The sequence below is a fragment of the Corynebacterium sp. CCM 9204 genome, from assembly GCF_041357695.1.
Lineage (GTDB): Bacteria > Actinomycetota > Actinomycetes > Mycobacteriales > Mycobacteriaceae > Corynebacterium.
The window spans coordinates 124256-141954 of record NZ_JAUERX010000002.1 but is presented as its reverse complement, the minus strand read 5'-3'; the positions used below and the strand labels follow the sequence as shown (position 1 = coordinate 141954).

Sequence of the window (17699 nt, the reverse complement as noted above, 5' to 3'; positions counted from 1 at the left end):
GCCGAGAATAACGGAGGCCGGAGCATGGCGTACCCTGACGGGAGTCAACAATTCCACCCCGTCCGGCCGTTTGTCTGAAAGTTGCACCGAAACATGAGCGAGAACACCCCCCACAACGATCCGGCGACCGAGGCAACCCGCCGCCGCACCTTTGCGGTAATCGCCCACCCAGACGCCGGTAAATCCACCCTGACAGAAGCCCTGGCACTGCACGCGCACGTCATCAGCGAGGCCGGTGCCGTCCACGGCAAGGCTGGACGGAAAGCCACCGTCTCGGACTGGATGGAGATGGAGAAGGACCGGGGCATCTCCATCGCATCCTCGGCGTTGCAGTTCGAATACGCTCCCGCCGGTCACGAAGGCGAGCCGTACATGATCAACCTCGTCGACACACCCGGCCACTCCGACTTCTCCGAGGACACCTATCGGGTGCTTACTGCCGTCGACGCCGCCGTCATGCTCATCGACGGCGCCAAGGGCCTCGAACCGCAGACGTTGAAGCTGTTCCGCGTGTGCAAGGCCCGCGGCCTGCCGATCGTCACGGTGGTCAACAAATGGGACCGGCCGGGTAAGTCGCCGCTGGAACTGATGGACGAGATCGTCTCCGAGATTGGGCTTCAGCCCACTCCCCTGTTCTGGCCCGTCGGTGAGGCCGGCGACTTCCGAGGACTCGCCCGGCTGGACACCGACGGAGAGATCGAGGAGTACATCCACTTCATTCGCACCGCTGGTGGTTCCACCATCGCCCCAGAGCAGCATTTCACCCCGGACGAGGCCGCCGAGAAGGAAGATACCGCCTGGGAGACCGCCGTCGAAGAGGTCGAGCTGATGACCGCAGACGGTGCGGTCCATGAGCAGGACATGTTCCTCGACTGCACCACTTCACCCGTGATCTTCGCCTCCGCGATGCTCAACTTCGGCGTCCACCAGATCCTCGACGCACTCTGCGAGCTGGCACCAGGCCCCGCCCCCAGGCACACCGATCCGAAGGTGCTGGAGGCCGCATCCGCCGCGATCGACGAGTCCCGGGCACCGGGCGACGAGTTCTCCGGTGTGGTGTTCAAGGTGCAGGCAGGCATGGACCGCAACCACCGCGACTCCCTGGCCTTCATGCGGGTCGTCTCGGGCGAATTCTCCCGTGGTATGCAGGTCACCCACGCGCAGAGCGGCCGCAGCTTCTCCACCAAGTACGCGCTCACCGTCTTCGGCCGGACCCGTTCCACTGTCGAGGCCGCCTACCCGGGCGACATCGTCGGTCTGGTCAATGCCGGATCGCTCGCCCCTGGTGACACCATCTATGCGGGCCGAAAGGTCCAGTTCCCACCAATGCCGCAGTTCGCTCCCGAGCACTTCCGTACACTGCGGGCGAAGTCGCTCGGCAAGTACAAGCAGTTCCGCAAGGCACTCGAACAGCTCGACTCAGAAGGGGTCGTGCAGGTGCTCAAGAACGATGCTCGTGGTGACGCCGCGCCGGTCATGGCGGCCGTCGGACCGATGCAGTTCGAGGTGATGCAGGCCCGGATGCTCGCCGAATACAACGTGGAAACTGTCACCGACGCCGTGCCCTACACGGTAGCCCGGCGCACCGATGCAGAAACCGTGCCCGCCCTGGCGAAACAGCGTGGCGTCGAGGTCTTCACCCGCACCGACGGCGAACTGATCGCCCTGTTCGGAGACAAGTGGCGGCTCCAGTTCATCGAGAAGGAACACCCCGAGTTCACGCTCGAAGCGCTCGTTGCGGATTGACCCTCCGTAGGGTCGTAGACTGGAAGCATGACCGGAATCCGTGAGGCGAAGAAGGCCGCCACCCGGGCGGCACTCGCCCGGTGCAGCGCCGAACTCGCCTACGAGCGCGGTGTGGAGGGGATGACTGTCGCGGCCATCACCGAGGCTGCGGGTGTCTCACAGCGGACGTTCCACAACTACTTCGATTCCCGTGATCACGCACTTCTCTCGTTCATCGAGTCCAGTATGGAGCAAGTGGGAGTCAGATTGGCGGCCCTCGCGGTGGACAGTGATCCGCTCACCGCGGTAGAGCAACTCATCACCGAGGAAGTGGCCTCCAGTGTGGCCGGGGTCGATTCGTTCTTCGCCCTCGACAGGCTGATCCGGGCGCTGTTGTCAACGGGCCCCCCGGAGCACGGTGAACACCAGCTTGCCGTGCTCCGGGACGCGGTGGACCGGATTCTCACCGATTACCTCGGCCTAACCGAATTCGAGGACATTGTGGCGGTTCAAGCGACCCTCCACTCCGGATTTGTCGCCCTGGTCTACCACGAGGTCGAGACACGGCACGGACGCGAGGTCGATGATCCGCTCACTCTCCTTCAGCGGGCCTTCGCCGTCGTTCGTGGCAGCGTTGACGGCGTGCACTAGCCGGAGGTCATCTGACGCTGGGGACGTTGAGTTCCTCCGTCACGAGCGCGACCACCGTTGCCCCCTCGATCCCCTGGCAGCGTGCACGGGCGATCAGAACCGCCAGTTCCTCAGCCAACTGTTTCTCCGCGCCGGGGACAGGTGTGCCCGGGCACAGAACGACGCTACCGAAGCGATGACTCGTCGCGATGATTCCCTCCTCCTGGAGCAGATCATAGGCTTTCTTCACCGTCGCGGGATTGATGTCCAGAGCAGCGGCGACCGCCCTCACAGAATCCAGGTGTTCCCCGGGAACGGTCTCACCCCTGGCGATAGACCGGACGATACCGTCATGGAGCTGCATGAAAATCGGGACTCTGGAGAGCGGGTCGAGACGGATATCCATCTGGGTGAGGTCCTCCACTGATACGGAAACAACTGCACGGGTCAGGGTAATACACCAGTGAATATCGAGGCACTCCGGGACAAGCCGTTAGAGTGGAACCACCCCTTGTCGAAGGAGCACGGACACCATGTCTCATCCCACGCCCCGGTCACTCGCGGAGATCGTCACCGACGGTGCCATCGCCCGAGCCGATGCTGATGCCGCGTTCGCAGCGTTCCTGGGGAGGTGCGAGGGAGTCGAGTTCAACCGTGACGGTGAACGAATGCAGGTGCGGTTCCACCGCCAGAGCCGGAGCGACGTAGACGCCTCGGGAGCCGTCGTCGCGGAGATCCATGCCGGGGAATGGACCTGGTGCAGTGACGTCGCAACCGACGCCGCAGCCCGGTTCGGTATCTCGGAATTGACTGGCACACAACCTGCCGGTGATTCTCTCTTCGCCGCAGCCCGCACGATCCACGGTTGCAGGCCCGGCTTCCTCGCACCGATGCCCGGAGGAGAAACCGCGGTCGTGTGCCTCGATCCACCGCTGCCCCTCGGGGACACCCGCACCGCACTGATCACCGCGGCCGCCACACCGGGAATCCTCGATGATCTCCCGCGCGCATTGTCTGGATTTGCCGCGATTCGGGGTCTGGATGTCCGGGTCGAGAGTGGGATATGGTCCTTCTCCGACGGTACCTCGGTGCGGGTGCGCAACGGGCGGCTGCACGACATCATCGGTGGCTTGGACATCGATCAGATTCGGTCAGATGCAGTCCTAACCTCCTCTGAATCACAGATGTACCTGGATGCTGTTCTACCCGGCGCGGTGTCCACCGCAGACCCCCTGCGGGGCCTCATCACCCTACGTACACCGGACGGCACCGAGACGAGTGTCAAGGGGGTCGTTCTGGCAACCATCACCAACGACACCTGGACCTGGGGGTGGGCGGACCCCTACATCAGCTCCGCACCGGGTACTGCCCCATGCCATCTAATCCGGGAGTTCGGCCGCAGGCAAGGCATCCCCGTATTCATCTCGCCCACGGTCCCACTGCCCCTCGCCCGGGACCTAGATCTCGTCTCTGCGTCGAAGCCTGTACTCGGTCGGTGGTACCACACCACCGTGAACCTCAACCCGGAGACCTGGGCGATCATGATCTTCGCTGATGATTCCCTCGTGCTTCCTCCTTCGACGATCCATACAGTGTCCGCTGTCATTGACACCATCATCGATGATCGGATGCCCGATCGGATCAGTGCCCAACGAGCGGTAGAGGCTTACTCGCGGTTCCGTGGCCTGGGCCATGAAATTCAGACAGGTCCCCCGCCCTCACTGGTGTTGAACACGGTTGACGGCACAGTGAACGTGCATTTCTCAACCGATGACCGGGTGGTGCGCATCGGCATCGACTGAGCCGCTAGGCTGTTGTTTGTTCTCAGGGCGGGGTGAAAGTCCCCACCGGCGGTGACACCTTCACGGTGCAGCCCGCGAGCGCCACCACACGGATCTTTCCGGGTAGTGGGTCAGCAGATCCGGCGTGATTCCGGAGCCGACGGTCATAGTCCGGATGAGAGAGAACCTGCACGTCCGGTGTACCCGGACGTCGGTGACCCGTTTCCACGGTGATCCCGGCGTGCACCGCACCGGAGCGGTCTTTCAGCCCCGAGGATCCATGTCCACACCCCTCTTTTACACCAGGGAGAACCATGAATCCTTTCACCAATCTACTCGACGCCACGATCTCCATTGGCGGCGTCCCCATCCTCTGGCGCGAGATCATCGGCAACGCCTTCGGTCTCGCCAGCGCGTACGGCGGGATGAAACGCGTCGTCTGGGCATGGCCCATTGGCATCGTCGGTAACCTGCTCCTGTTCACCGTGTTCCTTGGCGGGGTGTTCAACACCCCTCAGGCGCTGGACCTCTACGGTCAAGCCGGTCGCCAGGTAATGTTCCTCGTCGTCTCCGTCTACGGCTGGTACCAGTGGTCCCAGGCGCGGAAGCGGGGCCTACGGGAATCTGCGGAAACCGACCCATCCAGGTCCATCGTCACCGAGCCACACGAGGACACGGCAGCGGTCCAACCCCGCTGGGCCACAGGGCGGGAGCGCCTCGGGATGGTCGTCGCCGGCGTCGTCGGCACCATCGGTTTCGCGATGGTCTTCTCGGCGCTTGGATCCTGGGGGCCGTGGGCCGATGCCTGGATCTTCACCGGTTCCGTGCTCGCGACTTACGGGATGGCCCGAGGGTGGACCGAGTTCTGGCTCATCTGGATCGGCGTCGACATCGTCGGTGTCCCCCTGCTCCTCGCCGCCGGCTACTACCCCTCCGCAGTCTTGTACATCGTGTATGGGGTATTCGTGATCTGGGGATTCACCGTCTGGATGACGGTGCACAAGCAGTCGGAGATCGCCGCTGCCCCGGACCTGAGTCCCGCAACCGCCTGACCAGTACCCGGTCAATGGAGAATGTCCGAAAACCGCAGGTGCGCGGACACTCCGCACGGTCAGGGCAGTCTTCTCATTCCTGGCTACGTGTCAGGATCGTCCGGTAGAAGTCGACATCGACATCCCGCGTGTCGGACGGGTCGAAGGTTGGATTCCTGTCTTTATCCACCAATACAGCGCGGACTCCCTCTGCGAAATCGTGTTTCCTCCGGAGCACGCTCCCCACCGCATACTCGTTCTCGAGGGCGTGCGCGATGTCCCGTACCGTGCGGTTAGCCGCGTAGAGTTCGGCCGCCGCAACGACGGAAGTGGGGCTGGATTTAGCCATCAGTTCCCGGACCCGGGCCACGAAACCGGCATTGTGGTGGGAGTTCAGCGCTCGGTCGATGTCCGCCCAGGATTCATGTCCGAAGGTAGCCCGGATGTCGGGGAGCAGGCCCTCAAGTTCCCCGGCATCCACGGAGTCGACAGAGCGTGAGTACTGTTCGAGCGCATCATCGAGGGACTCGGCGATGACAGTGTCGATAAACCGGTCAACATCCTCCGATGCGATGAGATCCGTGGCGAGACCGGACCAGAGCATGTCTGCGGGTGTCAGACGCCATCCAGTGATCCCGAGGAATGTGGCGAGCTCCGGTATCGCCTCCCCAATCTCCCCGACCATGCGCTGCATCATCCAGGTTGTGCCGACATCGGGAATGAACCCGATGGCCATCTCCGGCATCGCGGCAAACGCCCTCTCGGTGATCACCCGGTGGGAACCGTGTACTGATACTCCGAGACCACCGCCCATAGCAACGCCGTCGATGACCGCGACAACGGTCTTCGGGAACTCATCGAGTTGCCGGTTCATCTCGTACTCGGCACGGAAGAACCGATCACCCGAGTCGAAGTCCTCCGTCAGCGCTTCCTCACGGCACGTACGGACGTCTCCCCCCGCACAGAAACCACGGTCGGAGGAAGAACAGATGACGACGCGGTGCACGGAATCATCGTTACGCCACGTCTCCAGGGCGTCCGAGATGATGTCCACCATCTCATGATTGAGGGAGTTCAGGGCCTTCGGCCGATTCAGTTCGAGCACACCGGTGGTGTGTCGGACGAAAGCGTTGACGAGGTTCTGTGTGGGACGCTCTTTCATGCCTGAAGTGTCCCACACCACCCCACCACTCCGCCACGGTTTCGGATCGAGATCGCGAAACAAATGCCCGGGAATCAGCCACACAAGGGGGTATTACGCCTTCTTACGCCCCGCCTTCTTGTTCCCCGTTTTGCCCTTCCGTCCGGTTTTCTTTCCCGACGTCCTGGAACCAACCCCGGCATTCCCTTTCTCCGTGAGTTCCAACTCCGCGGCCACATCGGGAACATAGCGGAAATCGCTCCGTGGCGGACGCTCATAATCGTTCGTGGACTGGGGACGCTTCGGGATCTCGGGAAGTTCACGGTCGATTTTCTCGTAGGGGATCGTCGACAGCAGGTGGCTGATGACGTTGATCCGAGACCGTTTCTTGTCCTCGCTCTCCACCGTGTACCAGGGAGCGGACGGGATGTCGGTATGGATGAACATCTCATCTTTCGCCCGGGAGTAGTCCTCCCATCGAGTGATCGACTGCAGATCCATCGGCGAGAGCTTCCAGCGGCGCAGCGGGTCCTCGCGGCGGGAGGTGAAGCGCTTCACCTGCTCCTCATCCGAGACACTGAACCAATACTTCCGCAACATGATCCCGTCCTCGACGAGCAGTCGCTCGAAAATGGGCGCCTGATGGAGGAACCGGCGATACTCCTGCGAAGTGCAGAACCCCATCACCCGCTCCACTCCCGCGCGGTTATACCAGGACCGGTCAAAGATCACGATTTCACCAGCGGTGGGCAACCGCTCGACGTACCTCTGGAAATACCACTGCCCCTGCTCCCGGGAGCTCGGTGCAGGGAGCGCCTCAATGCGGCAGGTACGGGGATTGAGATACTGGGTGATCCGCTTGATCGCGGAACCCTTTCCGGCGGCGTCGCGTCCCTCCATGATGACGACGACCCTGGCCCCGGTCTCCACCACCCACTGCTGCATATCGACGAGCTCCGCCTGAAGCCTCTTCAGCTCCGATTCGTAGTGCTTCTTGGACAGCTTCGGCGGTTTCTTGGATTCCTTTTTACCCATGTTGACCAGCCTACCCTCGACAGGTAGGCACGGTCAGAGGTTCGATGACCCACGGGTCAAACCCATGGCACAATCATCAGTCGACGCTGAACTCAGCCATCCGATCCCACTCGGTCTTCCCTTCAATGAGGGTGTTGATGATCCTCGGGGTCTCCGCGAGAATGGTCGGGAACAGTTCACATGCCTGTTTGAAGTGCTCAGAATTCACGTGCGCCTCAGCCGCGTCATCCTTAAACCCCTCCACGAGAACGTACTCGTTCGAGTCGTCGGTGGAACGGAACCAGTCGAAGAAGAGGCAACCGTCTTCAGCACGGGTCGCTTCAGTGAACGGTGCAACCTTTTCCCGGAACGACTCGGCGTGCTCAGGCTTAACGTTGAAACGGACGTTGATCAGAATCATGGCGTCGATTCTAGCGCAGCGTCATTGTCACATCAGTGTAGTTTCCGGAGTTCTCCGGGAAACCGTTCCCACGAACTCGTATTAATCTGAAACCTGCGGACAAAGGCTCTCGCTGGAGTGAGGTCGTTCATCAAGCAGGGTGGCACGAACTGGCAGATCTAGTCGTGCGCGCGTGCTTTCGAGCGCCTGACAGAGGTCCTCACGTCCGCCCAATACAGGGAGATAGACAACAAAGTACTCGGGCACCTCATCGTCACCCCCCAGAGACCCGCACGTGGTGGAAGAGGTGTAGGTCGCCCCAAGCATGCGGCTTGTCGCCATTCCGGCATCCTCGACAGTGGCATAGTCCCCGAGAAGCAGAACCCCCGATCCGTCGCAGTCAGGCGTCGAGTATGAGATTCGGCCTTCCTCCGACGATGGGAATACCTTCTCAGAGTCCGTTGCCGACACCCGCTGTTCGATCGATCTCCCCTCATGCACATCTGAGTTCATCATGTCGGTTCCTACGAAGACACCGAACGCGGCCAGTGACAGCAGAAGCATGAGGGAGCAGAGCGAGTACAGATTCCCCGGGCAGCTTTTCCCGTTCAAATCCGAGACATGGGGGGCATCCCGGATTTCCTCGGAGCTCACCCGGGCACCACCTTTCACCGCCTCCACATTTGCTAAAACCTTTCGGCTTTTAGCCTTCTCTTATGCAGGCGTCAGTTTATCGCATCCCGGCGCTGATGCAGAGTTTCGTTACACCTCCCCCCAATACGGGGGTAACGCCGTTAGCCCTCCAGTGCTTCCCCAAGCTCCATCCACATGCTCTCCAACTCCGAGATCTCCTCTTCAAGCGCCACCTGACGGGCGTTCAGCTCAACAAGACGTGGCTGGTCAAGCAGCTCCGCAGCCTCCGCCATCTCGATCGCCAACGAAGATTGCCTGGACTGGAGCTTGCCCATCTTCCGCTCGATCGCCCGCATCTCCTTCGTCAGACGCTGCTCCTCAGCCGCCGACAATTTCCGCTCCCCGGAGTCTCCACCAGAGCTCTCCATCTGTGAATCACCCAGGTTGTTGGCTGAACCGAGATCCAATACCCCACCACCGTTCCGGGCTTCCGACCGTGCACGGCGTTCGAGATACTCCTCGATCCCACCGGGTAAGTTCGTGAGTTGCCCGTCCCCGAACAATGCCCATGTGCTGTCACAGACCCGCTCGATCAGGTAACGGTCGTGAGAGATCACGACGAGGGTTCCGGGCCAGCCATCGAGAAGTGACTCCAGCTCCTGCAAGGTGTCGATGTCAAGATCGTTGGTGGGCTCATCCAACAGAAGTACGTTCGGCTCAGCCATGAGCACACGCGTCAACTGCAGACGGCGCCGTTCCCCACCCGACAGATCACCGACAGGGGTGCGCTGGCGTTTCGCCGAGAATCCGAGCCTTTCGGCGAGCTGTGAGGCACTCAGTTCACGTTTACCTAGTTGTACGTAACTCGCCACATCCTCCACAGCGTCAAGGAGTCGCTGCCTCGGATCAAGATCATCCAGTTCCTGGCGCAACCATCCGAGCCTAACCGTCTTTCCCTCGACACGTCGACCGGCTGCCAGTTCATGTTCTCCGGCGATGGTTCGGAGCAGGGTCGTCTTCCCGGAACCATTGACTCCGACCAAGCCGATACGTTCACCGGGATTTAACCGCCAGGTGAGATCACGAACCAACTCTCTTCCATCGGGGGTTGTGATGGTGGCATCCTCGAGTTCGATGACCACACGCCCCTGACGTTTCCGGGAGAAGGCCATGAGCTCGACGGTGTCCCGGGGAGCCGGAACGTTACTAATCAACGCTTCCGCAGCCTCGATCCGGTACCGGGGTTTCGAGGTCCGGGCCGGTGCCCCCCGCCGTAGCCAGGCCAATTCCTTGCGGGCGAGATTCTGCCGCCGCTGTTCGATCGCGTCGGCTTGCCGGGTTCGCTCGGCCCTCGCAAACATCCAGTCGTTGTAGCCACCCTCGTAGGCATCGACGACGCCGTCATGCACCTCCCAAGTTCGGGTCGCCACGGTGTCAAGGAACCACCGGTCGTGGGTCACCACAACGAGAGCACATCGGCGGGCAACGAGATGGGCAGCGAGCCACTGAACGCCTTCGATATCGAGATGGTTGGTCGGCTCGTCGAGAATCAGCAGATCCAGATCCCGGACCATAGCGGCCGCGAGATTCGTGCGACGCCGTTCACCCCCGGACAACTGGCCCACGGGTGTCTCCAGGCCAAGATCGACGATTCCCAGGCCCCCGAGCACTTCCCGGACCCGTGCCTGAGAGGCCCACTCGTAGGTGTCGAGGCCGAGAGGCCGCAGTACGACGTCCGCGACGGTGTCAGTGTCAGTCAGGTTCGCACGCTGAGTGACCACGGCCATCCGAAGATCACCCATGTGCGAGACTCTGCCGGTGTCCGGAGGTTCCACACCCGCGAGAATCTCGAGCAGTGTAGTCTTTCCCCCGCCGTTGAGACCGACGACGCCGATGCGGTCACCCGTCTGGACACCGATACTCACGGATTCGAGCAACGGTTTCAGACCGAAGGTCTTGGACACATTTTCCAGGTTGATCAGATTGGCCACAGCCATTTAACCTTTCATCGTCAAACGAGTTCGGCCCCGGGAGCGGGTCCGGTGGTAGTGACCGTTCGGATGACGGCACCCCCCTGAGCCGCCAAGTCTGCTGCAACACAGCGGGCCGATTCCGGATCCGCGCACAGGAAGACACAGGTCGGCCCGGAACCTGAAACCAGGCCCGCGAGTGCGCCGGATCGCACACCAGCCGCAAGGACCGACGCCAGCTCGGGTTTCAGCATAGTCGCGGCAAGCTGAAGATCGTTGACCAGGTGCGTAGCGACCTCTGTGACGTCACCGGCTGCAAGTGCCGACCGAAGTGCATCCGGGGCAAGCACCGTTCTCGGCGCAAACCCGTCTGCGCGCAATTGATCGAGGGTGGAGAATACACGCGGCGTCGGCAGCCCCCCACGGATGAATGCAAGCACCCAATTCACCCTCGCAGTGGTGCTCACCACCTCAAGTAGTTCCCCCCTACCGGTACCGATGCGAGTACCGCCAAGCAGGGTGAACGGCACATCCGAACCAAGTTGGGTTGCGAGATCCAGCAGCCTGTCAGCGCCCGGGGTCGGAAGACCATGCTCCCGCAGGACCGCAGCGGTACCGATCAACGCTGCGGCGGCGTCCGCGGAGCCACCCGCCATCCCGCCTGCCGTCGGAATACGCTTATCGATGTGTATCCGTATTCCCGGGAGTTCGGCGGCGGGATCCAGCGTCAGCACATCCGCAAAAACAGCCTGGGCAGCGCGCCAGGCAAGATTCCTCTCATCCCCGGGCACCTCTCCGGCGTCGAGTCCACTGACACTCAGCCCACACACCCCCGACACGCCTTCCACAGATTCGACGGTGACCAGGTCATGGAGAGCAAGGGACTGGAAGACGGTGGTGAGCTCGTGGTAACCATCGGCACGTAGATCCCCGACCCCGAGGTGCAGATTGATCTTGGCGTGACCCGCTACAACGACGCGAGTCACCCGCCCACTCCCGCGAGCCGTACGAAATCAGCGACACCGAGCCTCTCACCGCGGAGCCCCGGATCGATCCCCGCCGCAATCAACGCGGCCTCAGCATCAGGACCGGAACCATAGTACCCGGACAACGCAGCGCGAAGCGTCTTTCGCCGCTGTGCGAAAGCCGCGTCGACGAGCGGGAAAACCTCACGTCGAGCTTCTGCGGTGACCGGCCAAGGTTCAGCTCCCACCGGAAAACGATCAACACGGACGAGTCCTGAGTCGATCTTCGGAGCTGGCCAGAAAACATTGGTACCTATGGCCCCGGCTCGCCGTACCGAACCATAGAAGGATGCCTTGACGCTGGGGACACCGTAGATCTTCGATCCGGGCCCCGCCGCCAACCTGTCAGCAACCTCCGACTGGACCATCACAAGCACCCGGGTAATCGACGGGAACTCAGCGAGCAGATGCAGGAGCACCGGAACAGAGACGTTGTAGGGAAGGTTCGCCACGAGCGCTGTCGGCTCGGGAGCCCCCGCTCCCGACAGGTCCACTGGGCGCACGGTGAGCGCATCCTGCAGTAGCAGGACCAGCTTGCCCGAGTGCTCAGACGACCGCTCCCAAACAGTTCTCCGAAGGCGTCCCGCCAGTCGGGGGTCGATCTCAACTGCGGTCACGGATGCAACCGTGTCGAGAAGCGCGAGAGTGAGGGAACCGAGCCCTGGCCCCACCTCGATCACATGATCGGATTCAGTCACACCTGCGGCGGCAACGATACGGCGTACCGTGTTCGGATCATGAACGAAGTTCTGCCCAAGTTTCTTCGTGGGGGTCAGTCCCAGTTCATCAGCCAGTTGCCGAATCTCCGCCGGGCCGAGGAGCGAGGAGCGGCGGGGCGGGGCGGGATCATTGTCCGGGGATATATCCATCGTATTGCTCAATCTACCGCAGCTTGAGAGCGGGACCTACCACAGACCCCTGGTGTTTCGGTGGCGTTACCGGATTCCGAGTTGCCGGGTACACGCGGGCCATGCGCCCCACCCCTGACCGGCACGAACCTTCTCGCCGATTGCGATCTGCTGTTCCCGCGTTGCCATCCATGCCTCCGGTGCATACTGACCACCACCGAATCCGAGCCAGGTTGAGGGGGTGAACTGCAGACCACCGGAGAAACCGTTTCCGGTGTTGATGGACCAGTTGCCGCCGGCTTCACACTGCGCGAGTGTGTCCCACACCGATCCGTTGGACACCGCAGGCGCAGCAGGCTTGGTCCCCCGGGCGATGGTCGCCGGAACAGCCGGGGTGACATCCTTCTCCTCGATGACGTTGTTCGCCATTTCCTTGCCGTTGACATAGCGAATCTGACGTACGATACGACGGCCACCGGGCACCCCCTCCACCGTCACGGTCTCTGTACCGACAGTCGCCTCGGGATCATCGACATAGATCGGATCGACAGTGAACGGAACAATATCCGTCACCGTGTCCGTGTGAATCCGGTCGATGACGACGTTAACCCCGTCAACCAGGCGGGTATCCGCGGCGGGACTCAGCGTATCTTCTGCCCCCAATACCACCCCCTGCGCCTCAAGCAGATCCCCGACCGTCGCGACAGCCTCGGTGACGGTCGCCATCGAGCCACCGTCATAGAGATCCACGGTCTTCGGGGTAGTCACCTCCAACGTGAAACCGGAGGTCGGCAATGCCGTGGAACGCTGTGCGCTCAACACATCATCGGAACCGATGAACCCGAGCTCATCGACCAGCGCCCCGACCGTGAGGGCCGTGGTCTCCACCATGTGCTCAACACCGTCGACACTGACGGTGACAGGCCGGACGGTACGTACGACAATGCGTGAATCCTGACCGGTCAAACGCGCGTCAAGGTCGGGTGTCACAACAGTTTCGGTCGATCTAACATCAACCCCCACCTCATCCAGGACAGCATCGACGGTGGAAGACATCGTGGCCAGTCGGATGGTTTCACCATCCACATCAACGGCGACGTCCTTCTTCGCCACCACCGCCAGCCCGCCACCAACCATGAGCGTCGCGAGCATGCCCCCCGTTGCGACCCGTAGGGGGACGGAATGAGTGCCGTTGAGACGGTTGATGCGAGACTGTCGGTGCTGTGCTGTCATGACTGTGGAGTTGAAAACCTGTCTGCCTCGGATGACCAGTGGATGCCGGACCACACTTAACAACCGGGAAAAACACGGTTGTGATCCGACACAATCACCACCAAGTTACGGTAATCAACTCGCAGTTGTCGACCCTTCAGCAAACCTTAAGCAACATGAGTCACACCAGGTAACAGATGGTTTCTCGAGCACCGCCAGCACCACGACGGTACAGACCCCGGATGTCAGCCGAGAAGGAACAAACCCAGGACACTGGCTACGACGATGAGCACGGGAAGTACCCAGTGCACGGCACGGATGCCGACAGCATGGTGCAGTGTGCGGCGTCGATAAGCCCCGAATGCCCGACCGTCGACGGCGACGGCGAGCTGCTCGCCCTGCCGCATCGACGCAGCGAGGACCGGAACAGTCGCAAGGGCAAGCACCCTCGGACGAGCGCCTGCCCGACCCCGGGCACGCAACCCGGCCATCCGGGTGACAGTCACGATGTCACGACCGATGATCCGCAAATAGCGCATACCCAGACCCAACACGTCCACCACCCGGTAACTGACGGGAACATAACGCAGCACAGTGTCGGTGAGTTCACGCCAGGTCACCAACAACAGAAGCGGAGCCCCCGCCGTTCCGGCTGCCGTTGTCCGTAACCCGCCGGTCATCCCCTGGAGCACCTTCTCCCTGGGCGGATCCCCGGGCAGCCAGTTCACCGGCGGCGAGGGTACAGCCGGTTCAGGCAGCCAGAACAGAAAACTCAGCCCCACAACAACCACGAGAACAGGCACGCATACCGTGGCCGCAAGCCCCCATCTCGGGTTGAGAAGCCAGATGGCGAAGAGAGTCACCCCCAGGACCACCGCGGGCAGCGCAGGCCCCTGCGCCAACAGGGTCACCACCATCGGAACCGTGACCGCCACGGTGGTCAGCAACGGGTGCGCCCATCGACTCCGGTCACTGCAGCGGTCCCAGGCACATACCACCGCCGTACGCTCCTCGGGGGTCAAAGGGGTGCCGTGGTCCCCGGCAGGTACTTCCCGATCAGGAACTGATCTGGATTTCACCATGGTGTCACTCCTTCCGTAGACCCGGAAACCAGGTGCATCCGGTGTGTCGCCACGGCTGCCGCAAAGTCAGGGTCATGCGTGGCGATCAACGTCACCCGTTCCGCGGCATGGGTGTTGATGGCATCAGCAAGCTGGCGGGCGCCGGTTCCGTCCTGCGAACTCGTCGGTTCATCAAGCAGCACCAGGTCCGGATCGGAGATCAGGGCGACAAGGACGGCCAGTCGTTGACGCTGACCACCGGAAAGCTGCAGCGGATGCCTGGCTCCGGCGTCAGCAAGCCCGATCATCTCCCGCCACTGTGCAAGTTCCCCAGCACCCACAGCAAGACCGGCTGCTGTCGCAGCGGAGCGAAGTTCGCCGTCGACAGTGCCATTGAGGATGAGATCACCGCTACGCTGCGGCGCCCAACCAATTCCCCCACGGATGCGTTCCGCCCGTCCAGGAGTGATGCGCCCCTCCAATCCATGGTCGACCCCGGTGAGAGCACGAATCAACGTGGTCTTTCCGGCGCCGTTCGGACCTGTCAACGCGACCACTGCGCCAAGCGGGACAGCGGTGGTGACGTCGTGGAGAAGTTGTTTTCCATGTCCGTGCACTCCGACACGGTCCAGCTCCAGGGCGGTTCTCCCGGGCCCGGTCCCCGGCGTCCGACCACACCCGGAGCCCCGGAACACCGCCGTAGTATTCTCCGCCCACGGTTCAGGCACCCGCAGCCCGAATTCACGGCACTGCTCCGCATGCTCGGCATAAACTTCCTCAGGGGTTCCATCGACCGCGATCCCCCCGTCTGGGGAGACGATGATCACCCGATCAGCCAGACCCATGTGTGCCTCGGCACGGTGGTCAACAGCGAGAACCGTCATCCCCCTCTTCTCCCGTACCCGGTGCAATACCTCAGTGAACTGTGTCGTGGCCTCGTCATCGAGCTGGCTGGTGACCTCGTCAAGCACAAGCACGGGGGTATCCAGGACCAGTGCCGCGGCGAGCACGAGGCGCTGCTGCTCTCCGCCGGAAAGGGTCCAGGGGTCCCGCAACGGATGAATGTGGGTCAGACCGACGTCATCGAGTGCCGCCAATGAACGCCGAGTGCCTTCCTCCGCGGGGACACAGAGGTGGTCGAGACCACGCCGCACCTCATCAATGACCGTTGCCGCGAACAACTGACTCTCCGGATGCTGCCATACCGCCGAAACCCGACGGCTAACTTCAGCGACCGATGCCACGGTGCCGTCCGGACCCGCGACCACAATGCCGTCGATGGTGATCGTTCCACTGGTCTCTGCCGGGAAACCGGCCCCGAGTGCACCTGCAACGGACAGAGCGATCGTCGACTTGCCGGAGCCGGTCGGACCAGACACGAGCGTGTAGCTGCCTGCCGCGAGTGTGAGACTGACGTCACTGACTGCTGGAGCCGGAGCTCCCGGATAGGTGACCGTGACGTGATCCAGTACCACCTCCGCGGCCTCCGGCCGCACCTGTACACCCGGCTCCCGGGAAGGACGCGGAACATCCACGGACCGCGCGGTGTCCAGCGCGATACCACGGAGATCAAACCCGGCGCTGACCAACTTCCGCGCGAGAAGCCAGGCCAACCAGCCATAGATGAGGCCCAGACCGATTCGCACGACTCCAGCCATGATGATCCAGATGGTGTCCAGGAGCAGAAACTCACGGTAAAAGAACATGGAGATCCAGTTCACCGCACCCACTGCCGCGCTGGCGAGCATCGCAGCGAGCAACCACCCGCTGCTGGTGTCTCGGTTCCCACGCATCGTCCACGGTGCGAGCACCGCATCTATGATCAGACCCGATATCGGGGAGAACGGATTGAACCCCACGATGCCAGCCACCACCGAGGTCACCGTCGCCACCCCAGGACGCCGGAGCAGAAGCGCCGCCGTGATCATCGGGAGCATCCAGGGGAACGGCGTCGGGAACGCCAGCCAGGGAACCGTCGCCCGGAGCATCCATCCGATCGGTCGAACAACCTGGATGATCAGCCCTGACGCGGCTCCCAGAACACAACAGACGATGAGCGCCCGGGTGGTGAGGCTGGGGAGCCGTAGTCGGTTCCACCGCAGCCTGGTGTCCGGCTCCGTCCTCCCGTTCACAGCGGCGTCAGCGGGCATCAACCCACGCACCCCTCCCGGAGAAGTCGAAATGCAGCGGCTGGGACGAGTGCGGTAGTTGCGGTAACACAGAGGGATCCTCTCGGCGGGGTCGGACAGAGAGACACGAGCGCCGGACGGAGAACGGAGCCTCAGCTCCCCCGGTGGGCTCCGGCGGAATGACCATCAGGCACACCTTATCTCAACCATCTGCTTCATCTGCGCTCCCAGCCTTTCCGGGACGCTCAGCCCGGAAGGGTCAGTCCGTAGACCCGGTCGAACGTGGAATTAACCTCATCCGCGAGTTCCCTGACCTCCACGCCACGAACCTCGGCGATACAGGCGTAGGTGTGCCCTATGAGTGCCGGTTCGTTCTTCGATCCGCGGTACGGGACCGGCGTCATGTAGGGGGCGTCGGTTTCCACGAGTAACTGTCCTGCGGGGGCGATCCGCGCCGCCTCCCGCAGGTGGTCATTCGCATTGAAGGTGACATTGCCACTGAAGGAGAGGACATAGCCGCGTGACAGTGCCTCCTCCGCCACATCCAGTGGAGAGGAGAAGCAGTGCAGCATCACCTCACGAGGAGCCGGGGAATCGGCGAGTATCCGCAGGAGATCGGCGTCAGCCTCCCGGTTGTGGATCATCAGTGTGCGGCCCGAATTTACGGCTAGGTCGATGTGCCAGCGGAGCGCCTCCTCTTGGATATCCATCGGGGCGCAGGTCTCGGAGTGGTTGATCCAGTAGGCGTCCAGACCGGTCTCCCCGATCGCGACACAGCGCGGATCACGAGCCATTTCGGCGAGTCGGGTCCGGACTGTGTCATCCATCTGATCCGCTCTCGTGGGGTGCACCGCACACGCCGCGTAGACCCGCTCGTGACTGTTGGCCGCCGCGAGTGCGGCACACGCTTCCTCCAGCCCATCCCCCACGGTGCAGAGCTTCTCGACACCAGCGTCCACGGCACGGGCAACGAGAGCACCGATCTCCTCCGGGGTGCGGGCACCACAGCTCGCGAGGTGCGTGTGGGCATCCACCATCCCCGCAATTCGGTCAGCGGGGACAGGTGTGGGGCGGGGCTTTTTGTTCTTGGCCATGTCGC

At 62.4% G+C, this 17699-nt stretch carries 16 protein-coding genes and 1 riboswitch; of the genes, 4 read left to right on the top strand and 12 right to left on the bottom strand.

Annotation, left to right across the window (positions count from 1 at the left end):
• Window positions 1-93 precede the first annotated feature (93 nt).
• Together QWU43_RS04790 and QWU43_RS04785 are read left to right on the top strand one after the other, a co-directional pair.
• A complete protein-coding gene (locus tag QWU43_RS04790; protein ID WP_370915244.1) occupies window positions 94-1746 on the top strand; it encodes a peptide chain release factor 3 in 1653 nt (550 codons plus the stop codon).
• A gap of 27 nt (window positions 1747-1773) precedes the next feature.
• On the top strand, window positions 1774-2376 hold the full coding sequence (locus tag QWU43_RS04785; RefSeq protein ID WP_370917270.1) for a TetR/AcrR family transcriptional regulator: 603 nt from the start codon (window positions 1774-1776) through the stop codon (window positions 2374-2376).
• Window positions 2377-2383: 7 nt separating this feature from the next.
• Here the strand turns inward: QWU43_RS04785 and QWU43_RS04780 are convergent, their stop codons facing one another.
• Window positions 2384-2761, bottom strand: coding sequence for a GntR family transcriptional regulator (locus QWU43_RS04780; protein ID WP_370917269.1), 378 nt, complete (start codon window positions 2759-2761; stop codon window positions 2384-2386).
• Window positions 2762-2888: 127 nt separating this feature from the next.
• Here QWU43_RS04780 and QWU43_RS04775 point away from each other — a divergent pair, with 127 nt between their 5' ends.
• Both QWU43_RS04775 and QWU43_RS04770 read left to right on the top strand, forming a co-directional pair.
• Entirely contained in the window at window positions 2889-4157 is a 1269-nt protein-coding gene (locus tag QWU43_RS04775; RefSeq protein WP_370917268.1) for a DUF6882 domain-containing protein, read from the top strand.
• Window positions 4158-4171: 14 nt separating this feature from the next.
• Window positions 4172-4327: riboswitch (FMN riboswitch) on the top strand.
• A gap of 123 nt (window positions 4328-4450) precedes the next feature.
• The gene (locus QWU43_RS04770; RefSeq protein WP_370915248.1) at window positions 4451-5188 is read left to right on the top strand and encodes a nicotinamide riboside transporter PnuC; all 738 of its coding nucleotides are present in this window, start codon (window positions 4451-4453) and stop codon (window positions 5186-5188) included.
• Between the two features lie 73 nt (window positions 5189-5261).
• On the opposite strand, the gene QWU43_RS04765 is transcribed toward QWU43_RS04770, so the two are convergent.
• From QWU43_RS04765 to QWU43_RS04715, 11 genes are all read right to left on the bottom strand, one after another.
• Window positions 5262-6329: an enoyl-CoA hydratase/isomerase family protein gene (locus QWU43_RS04765; protein ID WP_370917267.1), complete on the bottom strand. Its 1068-nt coding sequence runs from the start codon at window positions 6327-6329 to the stop codon at window positions 5262-5264.
• A 93-nt stretch (window positions 6330-6422) separates the two neighbouring features.
• Complete coding sequence (gene ppk2, locus QWU43_RS04760) at window positions 6423-7343, bottom strand: polyphosphate kinase 2 (protein ID WP_370915250.1); 921 nt, start codon at window positions 7341-7343, stop codon at window positions 6423-6425.
• Window positions 7344-7419: 76 nt separating this feature from the next.
• Window positions 7420-7743 carry a putative quinol monooxygenase gene (locus QWU43_RS04755; protein WP_370915251.1) on the bottom strand — a complete coding sequence of 108 codons (324 nt, stop codon included), beginning with the start codon at window positions 7741-7743 and terminating at the stop codon, window positions 7420-7422.
• Window positions 7744-7824: 81 nt separating this feature from the next.
• Window positions 7825-8376, bottom strand: coding sequence for a hypothetical protein (locus QWU43_RS04750; RefSeq protein ID WP_370917266.1), 552 nt, complete (start codon window positions 8374-8376; stop codon window positions 7825-7827).
• A 140-nt stretch (window positions 8377-8516) separates the two neighbouring features.
• Window positions 8517-10346, bottom strand: coding sequence for an ABC-F family ATP-binding cassette domain-containing protein (locus QWU43_RS04745; protein ID WP_370915253.1), 1830 nt, complete (start codon window positions 10344-10346; stop codon window positions 8517-8519).
• A gap of 20 nt (window positions 10347-10366) precedes the next feature.
• Complete coding sequence (locus QWU43_RS04740; RefSeq protein ID WP_370915254.1) at window positions 10367-11311, bottom strand: 4-(cytidine 5'-diphospho)-2-C-methyl-D-erythritol kinase; 945 nt, start codon at window positions 11309-11311, stop codon at window positions 10367-10369.
• Window positions 11308-12219 (bottom strand): 16S rRNA (adenine(1518)-N(6)/adenine(1519)-N(6))-dimethyltransferase RsmA, encoded by a 912-nt coding sequence (rsmA, locus tag QWU43_RS04735; protein ID WP_370917265.1) that lies wholly within the window; start codon window positions 12217-12219, stop codon window positions 11308-11310. The genes QWU43_RS04740 and rsmA overlap by 4 nt, the downstream gene beginning before the upstream one ends.
• Window positions 12220-12285: 66 nt before the next feature.
• The gene (locus QWU43_RS04730; protein ID WP_370917264.1) at window positions 12286-13431 is read right to left on the bottom strand and encodes a transglycosylase family protein; all 1146 of its coding nucleotides are present in this window, start codon (window positions 13429-13431) and stop codon (window positions 12286-12288) included.
• A 224-nt stretch (window positions 13432-13655) separates the two neighbouring features.
• Complete coding sequence (locus QWU43_RS04725; protein ID WP_370915258.1) at window positions 13656-14492, bottom strand: energy-coupling factor transporter transmembrane component T; 837 nt, start codon at window positions 14490-14492, stop codon at window positions 13656-13658.
• Window positions 14486-16621: an ECF transporter S component gene (locus QWU43_RS04720; protein ID WP_370917263.1), complete on the bottom strand. Its 2136-nt coding sequence runs from the start codon at window positions 16619-16621 to the stop codon at window positions 14486-14488. The genes QWU43_RS04725 and QWU43_RS04720 overlap by 7 nt, the downstream gene beginning before the upstream one ends.
• A gap of 224 nt (window positions 16622-16845) precedes the next feature.
• Window positions 16846-17694 carry a TatD family hydrolase gene (locus tag QWU43_RS04715; protein ID WP_370915260.1) on the bottom strand — a complete coding sequence of 283 codons (849 nt, stop codon included), beginning with the start codon at window positions 17692-17694 and terminating at the stop codon, window positions 16846-16848.
• Window positions 17695-17699 lie beyond the last annotated feature (5 nt).